Below are 13,732 nucleotides of genomic sequence, written 5' to 3' on the forward strand. Positions count from 1 at the left end.
GGCCGGGCCCCAGGACGCAGGGAGCCCGGCCTGACCGACGAGACACCCCCTACAGGAGTGCCGCTTTCAGGGGGATGGTCGGGTCGGCGGCTCGCTCGGGGTCGAGGGGGGCGCCGGACTCGATCAGTTTGCGGCCCTGGGCCAGGTCGCGGGGGCGGCCGACGGCGAGCAGGGCGACGAGGGCACCGTCGCGCAGCCAGAGCACGGACCAGGAGGGGTCGGCCGGGTCGCCCCTGCGGACCAGCTCGGCGGCTCCGGCATGGTGTCCGGCGTACTGCACGAACCGGCCGAACTGCTCGGACCAGAAGTACGGCACCGGGTCGTAGACCTGGGGGGTCTCGCCGATGATGTCGGACGCGACGGTACGGGGGCCCTGGAGCGCGTTGTCCCAGTGGTGGACGAGGAGCCGGGCGCCGTAGCGGGCGGAGGGGAAGGAGGCGCAGTCGCCGACGGCGTACACGTCGGGCAGGGAGGTGCGGAGCCGGTCGTCGGCGGTGACGGAGCCGTCCGCCTCCAGGGCGATGCCGGAGCCGGTGAGCCAGCGGGTGGCGGGCCGGGCACCGATGCCGACGACGACCGCGTCGGCGGGCAGCCGCCGGCCGTCGGCGAGCACGACGGTGCCGGGTTCGACCTGGTCCACGCGCGCGTGGGTGAGGAGTTCGGCGCCGCTCTCCTCGTACCAGCGCGCCATCGGGGCGGCGACCTCGGCCGGCAGGGCGCCGGCGAGCGGGCGGTCGGCGGCCTCCACGACGGTGACCGCGCACCCCGCCTCGCGCGCGGCGGTGGCGAACTCGGCGCCGATCCAGCCGGCGCCGACCACGACGATGTCGTGGCGTTGCTCCAGGACGGGCTTGAGGCGGGCGGCGTCGTCCAGGGTGCGCAGCAGGTGGACGCCCTGGACACCCTCGGCGCCGGGCAGCGTGACGGGTTCGGCGCCGGTGGCGACGACGAGGACGTCGTACGGGACGGGTCCGGCCTCGGTGTCGAGCTCGTGGGCGTCGGGGCGCAGCCCGGTCACGTCGAGGCCGAGGCGCAGCTCGATGGAGAGGGCCTCGAAGTCGACGTCGAAGGCGGAGTCCTCGGCCTTGCCGAGGAGGACGGCCTTGGACAGGGGCGGCCGGTCGTAGGGCTGGTGGGGCTCGGCGCCGATGAGCGTGACCTGCCCGGTGAACCCCTGTTCGCGCAGGGCGACGGCGGTCTGGACGCCTGCCATCCCGGCGCCCACGACGACGACCCGCTGCTGTGCCTGCTTCTGCTCGCTCACCTGATCACCTTAACGATCTGACGCACCGTCAGGAAGGCAGCTCTTCCACGACGCTGGTCCCGGAACCCTCCTGGGACTCCCATGCCCAGCTCTCCTCCAGCCGAACGCGCCCGTCAGTGAGCTCCACCACGATGGAGACGCAATGCCCGGAAGATGTCGTTCCGTCCCACTTCGCCTGGACGTAGCGGAAGTCGAGCCGGTCCCCCGCGCGCGTGCCGACGAGAAACCCCCGCACCACGTCACCGCCCGCGTACTCGGCCCAGATCCGGCCGTCCTGCTCGTGGTACGTGAACCGCGTCCGCGTGCCGACCTGGCCAGGGGCCTGGTCGGCGACGGGGGCGAGTGTCAGGCCGTCAAGAGATCGCGCCACTGCGAGGCTCCCTTACCGGGTGTCGGAGGCGGGGGTTAGGCTGACCGTCAACGTAGAGCACTCGCGGGAGCCCGGACGCACCGGGCTGAGAGGGAGGCTGGCCGGCCTCCGACCGTACGAACCTGATCCGGGTCATGCCGGCGAAGGGAGGGGCTGGACGCCCATGTCGCGTACATGCAGCACATCCGACGTTCTCGTCATCGGGGGCGGAATCATCGGCCTGGTCACGGCCTGGCGGTCCGCGCAGCGCGGGCTGACCACGGCGGTGGTGGACCCCGAGCCGGGCGGCGGGGCCGCCCGGGTGGCGGCCGGGATGCTGGCCGCCGTCACCGAACTCCACTACGGCGAGGAGACCCTGCTCGCCCTCAACCTCGCCTCCGCGCGCCGCTACCCCGCCTTCGTCACCGAACTCCAGGACGCCACGGGCCACGACGTCGGCTACCGCGCCTGCGGCACGCTCGCCGTCGCGCTCGACGCCGACGACCGGGCCCATCTGCGCGATCTGCACGCCCTGCAGATCCGCTGCGGCCTGGAGTCGGAGTGGCTCAGCGGACGCGAGTGCCGCCGCCTGGAGCCGATGCTGGCGCCGGGCGTGCGTGGCGGACTGCGGGTCGACGGGGACCACCAGGTGGACCCGCGCCGCCTCGCCGCCGCCCTCGTCACCGCCTGCGAGCGGGCCGGGGTGGTCTTCCACCGGGGCCTCGCCGAGCGGCTGACGGTGGTACGGGACCGGGCCACGGGCGTCACCCTCGCCGACGGCTCCGCGCTGGAGGCGGACCAGGTCGTCCTGGCCGCCGGCAGCCTCAGCGGCCGGCTCGCGGGCGTACCGCAGGAGGTCCTGCCTCCCGTGCGCCCCGTCAAGGGCCAGGTGCTGCGGCTCACCGTGCCGCCCGCGTTCGCGCCGTTCCTGTCCCGGACCGTCCGGGCGGTCGTGCGCGGCAGCCACGTCTATCTGGTCCCCCGCGAGAACGGCGAGCTGGTGGTCGGCGCGACCAGCGAGGAGCTGGGCTGGGACACCACGGTGACGGCGGGCGGGGTCTACGAGCTGCTCCGTGACGCCCACGAGCTCGTCCCCGGCCTCACCGAGCTGCCGCTCACCGAGACGCTGGCGGGCCTGCGCCCCGGGTCGCCGGACAACGCCCCGCTGCTCGGCCCGACCACCCTGGACGGCCTCCGCCTGGCCACCGGTCACTACCGCAACGGGGTCCTGCTCACGCCGGTCACCGGCGACGTCATGGCCGAACTCCTCACGACCGGCGTGCTTCCGGACGAGGCCCGCCCCTTCACTCCCCGCCGCTTCTCCCCCGTACGTCAGGAGCAGCCCGTATGAGCACCGACCTGTCGATGAACGTCTCCGTCAACGGCGAGGCACGGGTCATCGCCGCACCCACGACCCTCGACGCCCTGGTCACGACGTTGACCGCCGCGCCGTCCGGCGTGGCCGCGGCCGTCAACGAGACCGTCGTCCCGCGCAGCCAGTGGTCCGCGACCGTCCTCGGCGAGGGCGACCGGATCGAGGTCCTCACCGCCGTGCAGGGGGGCTGAGCACGATGTCCGACGACACCTTCCTCCTCGGCGGTACGGAGTTCTCCTCCCGGCTCATCCTGGGCACGGGCGGGGCTCCCAGCCTGGACATCCTCGAACGCTCGCTCGACGTCAGCGGTACGGAGCTGACGACCGTCGCGATGCGGCGCCTCGACCCGACCGTGCGCGGCTCGGTCCTCTCCGTCCTGGAGCGGCTCTCCATCCGTGTCCTGCCGAACACGGCGGGCTGCTACACGGCGGGCGAGGCGATCCTGACCGCCCGCCTGGCCCGGGAGGCGCTCGGCACCGAGTGGGTCAAGCTGGAGGTCATCGCCGACGAGCGGACCCTGCTGCCGGACCCGATCGAGACGCTCGACGCGGCGGAGACGCTGGTGGACGACGGTTTCATCGTCCTGCCCTACACCAACGACGACCCGGTCCTCGCGCGGAAGCTGGAGGACGTGGGGTGCGCGGCGATCATGCCGCTCGGCTCCCCGATCGGCTCCGGACTCGGGATCCGCAACCCGCACAACTTCCAGCTGATCGTGGAGAGCGCGGGCGTGCCGGTGATCCTGGACGCGGGGGCCGGGACGGCCTCGGACGTCGCGCTGGCGATGGAGCTGGGGTGCTCGGCGGTCATGCTCGCCTCCGCGGTGACCCGTGCGCAGGATCCGGTGCTGATGGCGGAGGGGATGCGGCACGCGGTGGAGGCCGGCCGTCTCGCCCACCGGGCGGGCCGGATCCCGCGCCGCCACTTCGCCGAGGCCTCCTCCCCCACGGACGGCCGGGCGGCCCTGGACCCGGAGCGCCCGGCGTTCTAGGCAGTCGGGCGCAGTTCTGGGCAGTCGGGCGGATTCCGGGCCGTGCCGACGTCACAGGGCCGCCGTGCGTCGCGTCACAGGTGTGCTGCGGTCGGGGCCGGTGGGGACGGGGTGTCCTCACCGGCTCGTAAACTCGGGGCCGTGGACACGACCCTTCAGGACCCCCTCGTCGGGCAGCTGCTCGACGGCCGCTACCGCGTCGACGCGCGCGTCGCCGTCGGCGGGATGGCCACGGTCTACCGGGCCGTCGACACCCGCCTCGACCGGGTGCTCGCGCTCAAGGTGATGCACCCGGCCCTCGCCACCGACGCCGCGTTCGTCGAGCGGTTCATCCGCGAGGCCAAGTCCGTCGCCCGGCTCTCCCACCCCAACGTGGTGGGCGTCTTCGACCAGGGCGCGGACGGCGCGTACGTCTACCTGGCGATGGAGTACGTCGCCGGGTGCACCCTGCGTGACGTGCTGCGCGAGCGCGGGGCGCTGCGCCCCAGGGCCGCGCTGGACATCCTGGAGCCGGTGCTCGCCGCGCTGGGCGCCGCGCACCGCGCCGGGTTCGTGCACCGCGACATGAAGCCGGAGAACGTCCTGATAGGGGACGACGGCCGGGTGAAGGTCGCCGACTTCGGTCTCGTACGGGCGGTCGGCTCGGCCACGAACACCACGGGGTCGGTCCTGGGCACCGTCTCGTACCTGGCGCCGGAGCAGATCGAACACGGCACGGCGGACACCCGCGCCGACGTGTACGCCTGCGGTGTCGTCCTGTACGAGATGCTCACCGGCGGCAAGCCGCACGGCGGTGACACCCCCGCCCAGGTCCTCTACCAGCACCTGAACACCGACGTCCCGGCCCCTTCGGCGGCCGTGCCCGGCCTCGCTCTCGAACTGGACGAGCTGGTGGCGAGCGCCACCGCCCGCAACCCCGAGGTCCGCCCGCACGACGCCGTCGCGCTCCTCGCGCAGACCCGGGAGGCGCGCACGGCCCTCGGGGACGAGCAGCTGGACGCCGTACCGCCGCAGGCGCACGCCGAGGACCGCACGGGGTCGGAGGACCGGACCAGCGTGATCCCGCGGGTCGGGCCCCAGGAGGACCGGACCAGCGTGATCCCGCGGGTCATGCCCCCGGAGGGCCGGCGGGAGGCCGAGCACGGCGTCCAGCACACCAGCCGGCTGACCATGCCCCCGCCCGAGCCCCGGCCGGAGGGCCGGTCCGGGCGCGGGGACAGGGCGGTGCGCCGGGACCGGGCCGGGCGCCTGCCGCGCGGACCGCTGCTCGTCGTCGCCGCCGTCCTGCTCGCGCTCGGCATCGGCGGGGGCGTCTGGTACATCAATTCCGGCCAGTTCACGCGCGTCCCTGCCGTCCTCGGGCAGACCGAGGCGAAGGCGACCGAACGGCTCACGGACGCGGGGCTCGACGTCGGCGCGACGAAGCGGGCGTTCAGCGACGTGTACGAGCGCGGCACGGTCATGGCCACCGACCCCGCCTCCGGCGAGCGGATCCGGGGCAACGGCACGGTCACGCTCACCATCTCCCGGGGCCCGGAGATCGTGAAGGTCCCCCGGCTCAAGGGGAAGCCGCTCGCCCAGGCCAAGAAGCTGCTCGCCGACGAGGGCCTGGCCACCGGGCTGATCACGACGGCTTTCAGCCAGCACATCGCGCAGGGCGCCGTGATCAGCTCCGACCCGGAGGCCGGCACGGAGCGCAGCCCCGACTCCGCCGTGGCGCTGGTGGTCAGCAAGGGCCGCCCGATCGACGTCCCCGACGTGGCGGGAGACGCGGTCGCCGACGCCACCCGCACGCTCCAGGACGCCGGGCTCAAGGTCGAGATCGCGGGCGAGCAGATCCACTCCGCCCAGCCGGCCGGCACGGTCGCCGCCCAGTCCCTCGCCGAGAGCAGCCGGGCCGCGAAGGGCGACCGGATCGTCCTCACGGTCTCCAAGGGACCGCGGATGATCGAGGTCCCCGACGTGACGGGCGAGTCGACCGACTCCGCGCGCGCGAAGCTGGAGGGCGCGGGCTTCGAGGTGAAGGTCCAGAAGACCTTCCCCTTCCTCGGCGACACGGTCTCCGGCCAGTCGGTCGAGGGCGGCACCACCGCCCCCGAGGGCTCCACCGTCACCATCACGATCAAGGGACTGTAAGAACTCATGCGCAACCCCGTCGGCGGCCATGTCCCCGTGGCCGGCGGCCTCGCCACGGTCGGTCTCGGCTACGCCCGCGACCTGGGCGCCGAGACCGTGCAGGTCTTCGTCGCCAACCCGCGCGGCTGGGCCACGCCCGCAGGCAACCCGGCGCAGGACGAGCTGTTCCGCGCCGCGTGCGAGGCCGAGTCCCTGTCGGCCTGGGTTCATGCCCCGTACCTGATCAACTTCGGCTCCCACACCGAGGCGACCGTGGAGAAGTCGGTCGATTCGCTGCGGCACTCGCTGCGCCGGGGACGCGAGATCGGGGCGAAGGGCGTGGTGGTGCACACCGGTTCGGCGACCGGAGGCCGCCCGCGCGCGGAGGCGCTGGCGCAGGTACGGGAGCGGATGCGGCCGTTGCTCGACGAGCTGACGCACCCGGACGACCCGTTCCTGCTCCTGGAGTCCACGGCCGGGCAGGGCTTCTCGCTCTGCTCGCGCGCCGAGGACTTCGGCCCGTACTTCGATGCCCTCGACCGTCACCCGAAGCTCGGGATCTGCCTGGACACCTGCCACATCTTCGCGGCGGGCCACGATCTGACCGGGCCGCACGGCATGACGCAGACGCTCGACCAGCTGGTGGCGACGGTGGGCGAGGGCCGGCTGAAGTTGATCCATGCCAACGACTCGAAGGACGTCGTCGGCGCGCACAAGGACCGGCACGCGAACATCGGGGCCGGTCACATCGGCGAGGAGCCGTTCCGCGCGCTGATGCGGCACCACGCGACCGAGGGCGTACCGCTGATCATCGAGACGCCGGGCGGGAAGGAAGGCCACGTGGCGGACGTGGAGCGGCTGAAGAAGCTCCGAGACTGAGATTCCCGTTGAGGAATACCCCTAGGGGGTATACGGTTCCTGTGAAGGCAGCAGGAACCGTCACCGGTCATTGGGGGAACCCATGCAGCACGAACCGCACACCGAGCACCACCACCACCATCACACGCACCACGGCGACCACGGCCACACCCCCGGCAAGGCCAGCTGGCCCATGGCGATGAAGGCCACCCTGCACTGCCTGACCGGATGCGCCATCGGCGAGGTCCTCGGCATGATCATCGGCACCGCGCTCGGCTGGGGCAACGCCCCGACGATGATCCTGGCCATCGTCCTGGCCTTCTTCTTCGGCTACTCGCTCACCCTGTGGGCGGTCGTCCGCGCGGGACTGACCCTGAAGGCCGCCGTCGGCGTCGCGCTCGCCGCCGACACGATCTCGATCGCCGTCATGGAGATCGTCGACAACGGGGTCCTGCTCCTGGTCCCCGGCGCGATGGACGCGCACCTGTCGGACGCGCTCTTCTGGGGCGCCCTGGCCTTCGCCTTCCTCGTCGCCTTCCTGGTCACCACACCCGTCAACAAGTGGATGATCGGCCGCGGCAAGGGCCACGCGGTGGTCCACCAGTACCACCACTGAGCACCCCCCGGGGGGTACGGGCCCAGCCGTCAGAGCTCCGGCCCGTCCCCCGGCTCCTCCTGGTAGGAGTACCGCTGTTCCTTCCAGGGATCGCCCAGGTTGTGATAGCCGCGCTCCTCCCAGAAGCCGCGGCGATCGGCGGTCATGTACTCCACGCCCCGGACCCACTTGGGCCCCTTCCAGGCGTACAGGTGCGGCACCACGAGCCGCAGCGGGAAGCCGTGCTCGGCGGTGAGCAGCTCACCGTCCTTGTGGGTGGCGAAGATCGTCTGCTCGGAGGCGAAGTCGGAGAGCCGCAGATTGGCGCTGAAGCCGTACTCGGCCCAGACCATCACATGCGTGACCTGCTCGGCCGGCGGGGCCAGCTCCAGGATCGTCCTGGCGGGCACCCCACCCCATTCGGCCCCGAGCATGCTGAATTTCGTCACGCAGTGAAGATCGGCCACGACCGTCGCGAACGGCAGCGCCGAGAACTCCTCGTGGTTCCAGCACCGCTTGTCGCCGTCCGCCGTCGCCCCGAAGACGCGGAACTCCCAGCGGTCGGGCTTGAACTTGGGGACGGGGCCGTAGTGGGTGACCGGCCAGCCGCGCTGCAGCCGCTGTCCCGGCGGAAGATCCGACTGCCCTGCTTCCCGGTGTACCCCGCTCTCCGGCTGACCCATGTCATCCATGGTGACAGACCGCGAGGGGTGGTCATGACCAGCCAACCTCCCCAGCAGGGCCGGTTTGGGGCAACTCCCACTAAGCCTGTACTTACTGGACGCCCCCCATCCGTGGTGCAAGGATGCGGCCATCCTGCCCAGTCACGACTTAGACATGCGTGGAAGGAGCCTCTGCGATGCAGGGCGACCCCGAGGTCCTCGAGTTCCTCAACGAGCAGCTGACCGGCGAGCTGACGGCCATCAACCAGTACTGGCTGCACTACCGCATCCAGGACAACAAGGGTTGGACCAAGCTCGCCAAGTACACCCGCGAAGAGTCCATCGATGAGATGAAGCACGCGGACAAGCTCACCGAGCGCATCCTGATGCTGGACGGTCTGCCCAACTACCAGCGGCTCTTCCACGTACGGGTCGGCCAGACGGTGACCGAGATGTTCCAGGCGGACCGCCAGGTGGAGGTCGAGGCGATCGACCGTCTCAAGCGGGGCATCGAGGTCATGCGGGCCAAGGGCGACATCACCTCGGCCAACCTCTTCGAGGAGATCTTGGCCGACGAGGAGCACCACATCGACTACCTCGACACGCAGCTGGAGCTGATCGAGAACCTGGGTGAGTCGCTCTACATCTCGACGCTGATCGAGCAGCCGAGCTAGCCAGGCGGCACTAAGCGGCTTCGGAGAGCTCTTCCGGCTCGGGCAGGTCCGCCGCCAGGGCGGGCATCCCCTGGTCGAGGAGCTCGCGTCGGGGGCAGTTGCCGCGCCCGAGGATGGCCTGAATGCGCCGTACGCAGGATCCGCAGTCGGTTCCGGCCTTGCAGGCCGACGCGATCTGGCGGGGCGTGCAGGCACCCTGATCCGCGTGTTCCTTGACCTGCTTCTCGGTGACACCGAAGCATGAGCAGACGTACACGCGGATTCACCTCCCGCCGAGATCGATAAGGCTAACCTAACCTTACCCGGCGCCCACGAGGTGTAAAGCTCTGGGAACGACGTGGGGCGCGGATCACAGCGATCCGCGCCCCACAGTCGTACGAAGCTACTTACTGATCGCGGTACATCTCCGCGACCAGGAACGCCAGGTCCAGGGACTGGCTGCGGTTGAGCCGCGGGTCGCAGGCCGTCTCGTAGCGCTGGTGCAGGTCGTCGACGAAGATCTCGTCGCCGCCGCCCACGCACTCGGTGACGTCGTCACCGGTGAGCTCGACGTGGATGCCGCCCGGGTGCGTGCCGAGGCTCTTGTGCACCTCGAAGAAGCCCTTGACCTCGTCGAGCACGTCGTCGAAGCGCCGGGTCTTGTGGCCGGAGGCCGCCTCGAAGGTGTTGCCGTGCATCGGGTCGGTGACCCAGGCGACGGTCGCGCCGGAGGCGGTGACCTTCTCGACCAGCTCCGGGAGCTTGTCCCGGACCTTGTCGGCGCCCATGCGGACGATGAAGGTCAGCCGGCCGGGCTCGCGGTCGGGGTCGAGCCGGTCGATGTACGTCAGCGCCTCGTCGACGGTGGTCGTCGGGCCCAGCTTGATGCCGATCGGGTTCGCGATCTGCGAGGCGAACTCGATGTGGGCGTGATCCATCTGACGGGTGCGCTCACCGATCCAGACCATGTGGCCGGAGGTGTCGTACAGCTTGCCGGTGCGCGAGTCCGTCCGCGTGAGGGCGCCCTCGTAGTCGAGGAGCAGCGCCTCGTGGGAGGCGTAGAACTCGACGGCCTTGAACTCCGCCGGGTCGGTGCCACAGGCCTTCATGAAGTTCAGCGCGTTGTCGATCTCGCGCGCCAGCTGCTCGTAGCGCTGACCCGAGGGGGACGACTTCACGAAGTCCTGGTTCCAGGCGTGGACCTGGCGCAGGTCGGCGTATCCACCGGTGGTGAAGGCGCGCACCAGGTTGAGCGTGGAGGCGGACGCGTTGTACATCCGCTTCAGGCGCTCGGGGTCCGGGACACGGGCCTTCTCGTTGAAGTCGAAGCCGTTGACGGAGTCGCCGCGGTACGTCGGCAGGGTCACCCCGTCGCGGGTCTCGGTGCCCTTGGAGCGGGGCTTGGAGTACTGCCCGGCGATGCGGCCGACCTTCACGACGGGCACGGAGGCCGCGTACGTGAGGACGGCGCTCATCTGGAGCAGCGTCTTGAGCTTCGCGCGGATGTGGTCGGCGGACACGGCGTCGAAGGCCTCGGCGCAGTCGCCGCCCTGGAGCAGGAACGCCTCGCCCCGGGCGACGGCTCCCATGCGGGCGCGCAGCTGATCGCACTCGCCCGCGAAGACGAGCGGCGGATACGACTCGAGGTCCGCGATCACATCGCGCAGAGCCTCGGCATCGGGGTACTCGGGCTGCTGCGCCGCGGGAAGGTCTCGCCAGGTGTTGCCACCGGTTGCGGTGGTCTTAGCGTTCACGGTCACACCACCACATTACGGTGTCCGGCGCTCTGTCCATCGCGCCGCCCAATGGCTGAGACGCGCGCCCGGAATGTCCGGCGGCGATCGCCACGCCTTCGGGTGGTGTTACCCTCACGCGCGTTTAAACATCTGAGGCCTAAATACTTCACAGGGGTGGGCGTGAGCCAAGGGCACCGCAAGGACCGCAAGAAGAGAAGGCTGCTGTACGGCGCGGCGGCCGCTGTCGTCGCCACCGCGACGATCGGCACGATCGCCGTGGCATCGCCGGGCGTGCTGGGCTCCTCGGACGGCAAGGCGGGCGGGGAATCGTCACTGCAGGCGCAGTTCGCATCGGCCGCCGATGAGTTCGACGTTCCGCAGAGCGTGCTGATGGCCGTGTCGTACCGACTGACGCGGTGGGAGTCGCACAACGGCGAGCCGAGCACCAGCGGCGCGTACAACGTCATGGGTCTGACGGACGTCGACCCGGAGGACGTCGCGGTCCACGACGACGACGAGCGCCTCGCGCACCTCAACGCCAGCGGCAAGGAGGAGATCGAGAAGACCTTCGACAAGGCCAAGGCGCTGCGCAGCCTGCCGAAGGAGACCGTCGACACCGACGATCCGCGGCTGCACACGCTGGACAAGGCCGCCGGGCTGATCGACGGCTCCGCCGAGACCCTGAAGAACGACACCGGGGAGAGCATCCGCGCCGGTGCGGCACTGCTCGCGGAGTACCAGAAGCAGGCGACCGGTGACCTGCCGGACGACCCGGGTCAGTGGTACGCCGCTGTGGCGCGTTACAGCGAGTCGCCGGACAAGAAGGGCGCCGACCTCTTCGCGAAGCGCGTCTTCGAATCGATCAAGACGGGTGAGCGGGAGCTCACCACGGACGGCGAGCAGGTCGTCCTGCCGGCCGACCCGTCGGTCGAGCCGGTCAAGCCGTCGGAGGTGCCGCTGGCCGCGAGCTTCGCGGCGACGACCGCGACGCCGACGCCCGAGTGCCCGTCCGGCCTGCAGTGCAACTACATCCCGGCCGAGGTCCCGAGCACGGGACAGCGCAACTACACGCTCGCCCCTCGCCCGGCCGGCGGTGTCGACATCCGGCAGATCGTCGTCCACGACACCGAGGGCAGCTACGCCGGCACCATCGCCACGTTCCAGAGCGCGACGGCCAAGGGCAGCGCGCACTACCTGATCCGTGCCTCGGACGGTCTGGTCACCCAGATGGTCGAGAACAAGAACATCGCGTGGCACGCGGGCAACTGGACCACCAATTCGCACGCCATCGGCGTGGAGCACGAGGGCTACGCCATCAAGGCGGGCAGCTGGTACACGGAGCCGCAGTACGAGTCCTCCGCCGCGCTGGTGAAGTTCCTCGCGGCCAAGTACGGCATCCCGCTCGACCGCGAGCACATCATCGGCCACGACGAAGTGGCGGGATACAACGACGCCAAGATCGCCGGCATGCACTGGGACGCGGGCCCGTTCTGGGACTGGAACCACTACATGTCGCTGATGGGTGCCCCGACGGGCGCCGGCGGCGCCGGCGGCCTGCTCAAGGCCGGTCAGCTGGTCCGTGTCGTACCGCCGTTCACCACGGCGAACCAGCCCAAGATCACGTACGGCGGCAGCACCGTCGCCGCCCGGCCCGCGAACTTCGGCTACCTGTACACCACCGCGTCGACCGCGACGCCCATCAAGGACCCGTACATCCCCAACGTGGTGTGGAGTGACGGACCGAACTGGGGGAACAAGGTCCGCGCCGGCGGCACATACGTCGTCGCCGAAGCCCGCAACGACTGGACCGCGATCTGGTACGGCGGGCAGAAGGCCTGGTTCTACAACCCCGGCGGCCAGTACACGGCCCCGGTCACCGACTCCCCGACCGTGATCAAGGCCAAGGCCGGCGTCACGGCCCGGATCTACGGACGCTCCTTCCCCGAGACCGCCGCCTACACCGCGGCCGGCGAGGCCCCGCCGTCGGACCCGGGCGCCTACTTCACGAAGTACTCGCTCCCCGCGGGCCAGGCGTACGTGAAGGCCGGCCCCGCGATGAAGGGTGACGACTGGTTCGGCAGCTCCCAGAAGAACGTCGTGGGCACCGACGAGTACATCCCGATCAGGTACAACCACCGCATGGCGTGGGTGAAGGCGACCGATGTCACCGAGGCCCCCGCGGTCGCGCCCGTCTCCGCCGCCGGCCGCTACAACCTGCTCGCCCGTGACGCCTCCGGTGTCCTCTGGCAGTACCAGGGCACCGGCAACGCCACGCAGCCGTTCCTCACCCGCTACCGCGTCGGCGGCGGCTGGAACATGTACAACGCCGTCACGCCGATGACCGCGCTGCACGCGGACGGCACCGGCGACATGGTCGCCCGGGACTCGGCCGGCGTCCTCTGGTACTACAAGGGCACCGGCAACCCCTCCGCGCCGTTCAAGGCCAGGCTGCGCACCGGTGGCGGCTGGGAGATCTACGACAAGATCCTCGGCACCCGTGACCTGGACGGGGACCAGATACCCGACCTGATCGGCCGCGAGAAGTCCGGCGTCCTGTGGTTCTACAAGGGCACCGGTACCCCCGCCACGCCGTTCGCCAAGCGCGTCCGCGTCGGCGGCGGCTGGCAGATGTACAACCAGCTCGTCTCCACCGGCGACCTGAACGCCGACGGCAAGGCCGATCTCATCGCCCGCGACACCGCCGGCAACCTGTGGTTCTACAAGGGCACCGGCAGCTCCACCACGCCGTTCGCCGCGCGGGTCGTGGTCGGCGGCGGCTGGCAGACGTACAACCAGCTCGTCGGGCCGAGCGACCTGAACGGCGACGGCAAGGTCGACCTCATCGGCCGCGACACCACCGGAGCGCTCTGGTACTACAAGGGCACCGGCAGCGCCACCGCCCCGTACGCCCCGCGCGTCAAGGTCGGCAGCGGCTGGCAGATCTACAACCTGATCTTCTGATCCGGGGAGCAGTGGCTCCGTAGAACCGCCCGAGGGGCCCGGCTCGCACCGTTCACGGTGTGAACCGGGCCCCTTCCGCATGCCCTGCTGGGTTACAGTGCTCGCATGTTCGCGCAGACGACCCAGAACTGGTGGTGGACCGCTCCTCCGGCGGCCCACTGACTGCGCGTACC

Annotated in this window: 14 protein-coding genes and 1 riboswitch; of the genes, 9 read left to right on the forward strand and 5 right to left on the reverse strand. The window is 70.9% G+C overall.

What is annotated here, in order from left to right; all coding sequences use genetic code 11:
* Positions 1 to 49 precede the first annotated feature (49 nt).
* The gene (locus ACWF79_RS23380; protein ID WP_453730078.1) at positions 50 to 1,264 is read right to left on the reverse strand and encodes an NAD(P)/FAD-dependent oxidoreductase; all 1,215 of its coding nucleotides are present in this window, start codon (positions 1,262 to 1,264) and stop codon (positions 50 to 52) included.
* Between the two features lie 28 nt (positions 1,265 to 1,292).
* Entirely contained in the window at positions 1,293 to 1,634 is a 342-nt protein-coding gene (locus ACWF79_RS23385) for a hypothetical protein (protein WP_453730079.1), read from the reverse strand.
* A 53-nt stretch (positions 1,635 to 1,687) separates the two neighbouring features.
* Positions 1,688 to 1,800, forward strand: a riboswitch (TPP riboswitch).
* Here ACWF79_RS23385 and thiO point away from each other — a divergent pair.
* From thiO to ACWF79_RS23415, 6 genes are all read left to right on the forward strand, one after another.
* Positions 1,798 to 2,964 (forward strand): glycine oxidase ThiO, encoded by a 1,167-nt coding sequence (thiO, locus tag ACWF79_RS23390; RefSeq protein WP_453730080.1) that lies wholly within the window; start codon positions 1,798 to 1,800, stop codon positions 2,962 to 2,964. (Overlaps the previous riboswitch by 3 nt.)
* Before the next feature lie 14 nt (positions 2,965 to 2,978).
* Positions 2,979 to 3,179 carry a sulfur carrier protein ThiS gene (gene thiS / locus ACWF79_RS23395; protein ID WP_453730145.1) on the forward strand — a complete coding sequence of 67 codons (201 nt, stop codon included), beginning with the start codon at positions 2,979 to 2,981 and terminating at the stop codon, positions 3,177 to 3,179.
* 5 nt (positions 3,180 to 3,184) lie between these two features.
* The gene (locus ACWF79_RS23400; RefSeq protein ID WP_453730081.1) at positions 3,185 to 3,979 is read left to right on the forward strand and encodes a thiazole synthase; all 795 of its coding nucleotides are present in this window, start codon (positions 3,185 to 3,187) and stop codon (positions 3,977 to 3,979) included.
* Between the two features lie 141 nt (positions 3,980 to 4,120).
* The gene (pknB, locus tag ACWF79_RS23405) at positions 4,121 to 6,115 is read left to right on the forward strand and encodes a Stk1 family PASTA domain-containing Ser/Thr kinase (RefSeq protein ID WP_453730082.1); all 1,995 of its coding nucleotides are present in this window, start codon (positions 4,121 to 4,123) and stop codon (positions 6,113 to 6,115) included.
* 6 nt (positions 6,116 to 6,121) lie between these two features.
* Positions 6,122 to 6,973 (forward strand): deoxyribonuclease IV, encoded by an 852-nt coding sequence (locus ACWF79_RS23410; RefSeq protein ID WP_453730083.1) that lies wholly within the window; start codon positions 6,122 to 6,124, stop codon positions 6,971 to 6,973.
* An 82-nt stretch (positions 6,974 to 7,055) separates the two neighbouring features.
* A complete protein-coding gene (locus ACWF79_RS23415) occupies positions 7,056 to 7,568 on the forward strand; it encodes a DUF4396 domain-containing protein (RefSeq protein WP_453730084.1) in 513 nt (170 codons plus the stop codon).
* 29 nt (positions 7,569 to 7,597) lie between these two features.
* Here ACWF79_RS23415 and ACWF79_RS23420 read toward each other — a convergent pair whose 3' ends face one another.
* A complete protein-coding gene (locus ACWF79_RS23420; protein ID WP_453730085.1) occupies positions 7,598 to 8,230 on the reverse strand; it encodes a sulfite oxidase-like oxidoreductase in 633 nt (210 codons plus the stop codon).
* Between the two features lie 176 nt (positions 8,231 to 8,406).
* Here ACWF79_RS23420 and bfr point away from each other — a divergent pair, with 176 nt between their 5' ends.
* Positions 8,407 to 8,883 (forward strand): bacterioferritin, encoded by a 477-nt coding sequence (gene bfr, locus ACWF79_RS23425; protein ID WP_453730086.1) that lies wholly within the window; start codon positions 8,407 to 8,409, stop codon positions 8,881 to 8,883.
* A 10-nt stretch (positions 8,884 to 8,893) separates the two neighbouring features.
* Here the strand turns inward: bfr and ACWF79_RS23430 are convergent, their stop codons facing one another.
* Both ACWF79_RS23430 and ACWF79_RS23435 read right to left on the reverse strand, forming a co-directional pair.
* On the reverse strand, positions 8,894 to 9,139 hold the full coding sequence (locus ACWF79_RS23430; RefSeq protein ID WP_453730087.1) for a (2Fe-2S)-binding protein: 246 nt from the start codon (positions 9,137 to 9,139) through the stop codon (positions 8,894 to 8,896).
* A gap of 130 nt (positions 9,140 to 9,269) precedes the next feature.
* Positions 9,270 to 10,622, reverse strand: coding sequence for a class II 3-deoxy-7-phosphoheptulonate synthase (locus tag ACWF79_RS23435; protein ID WP_453730088.1), 1,353 nt, complete (start codon positions 10,620 to 10,622; stop codon positions 9,270 to 9,272).
* 156 nt (positions 10,623 to 10,778) lie between these two features.
* Here ACWF79_RS23435 and ACWF79_RS23440 point away from each other — a divergent pair, with 156 nt between their 5' ends.
* Together ACWF79_RS23440 and ACWF79_RS23445 are read left to right on the forward strand one after the other, a co-directional pair.
* Positions 10,779 to 13,559: an N-acetylmuramoyl-L-alanine amidase gene (locus tag ACWF79_RS23440; protein ID WP_453730089.1), complete on the forward strand. Its 2,781-nt coding sequence runs from the start codon at positions 10,779 to 10,781 to the stop codon at positions 13,557 to 13,559.
* 105 nt (positions 13,560 to 13,664) lie between these two features.
* Entirely contained in the window at positions 13,665 to 13,721 is a 57-nt protein-coding gene (locus tag ACWF79_RS23445; protein ID WP_401433111.1) for a trp operon leader peptide, read from the forward strand.
* Positions 13,722 to 13,732: the final 11 nt, after the last annotated feature.

It is taken from the genome of Streptomyces sp. NPDC054975 (assembly GCF_053609105.1).

Coding starts and splice junctions, on each gene's coding strand:
- thiO (WP_453730080.1), top strand. CDS start 1,798: ATGTCGCGTACATGCAGCACATCCGACGTTCTCGTCATCGGGGGCGGA.
- thiS (WP_453730145.1), top strand. CDS start 2,979: ATGAACGTCTCCGTCAACGGCGAGGCACGGGTCATCGCCGCACCCACG.
- ACWF79_RS23400 (WP_453730081.1), top strand. CDS start 3,185: ATGTCCGACGACACCTTCCTCCTCGGCGGTACGGAGTTCTCCTCCCGG.
- ACWF79_RS23410 (WP_453730083.1), top strand. CDS start 6,122: ATGCGCAACCCCGTCGGCGGCCATGTCCCCGTGGCCGGCGGCCTCGCC.
- ACWF79_RS23415 (WP_453730084.1), top strand. CDS start 7,056: ATGCAGCACGAACCGCACACCGAGCACCACCACCACCATCACACGCAC.
- ACWF79_RS23420 (WP_453730085.1), bottom strand. CDS start 8,230: ATGGGTCAGCCGGAGAGCGGGGTACACCGGGAAGCAGGGCAGTCGGAT.
- bfr (WP_453730086.1), top strand. CDS start 8,407: ATGCAGGGCGACCCCGAGGTCCTCGAGTTCCTCAACGAGCAGCTGACC.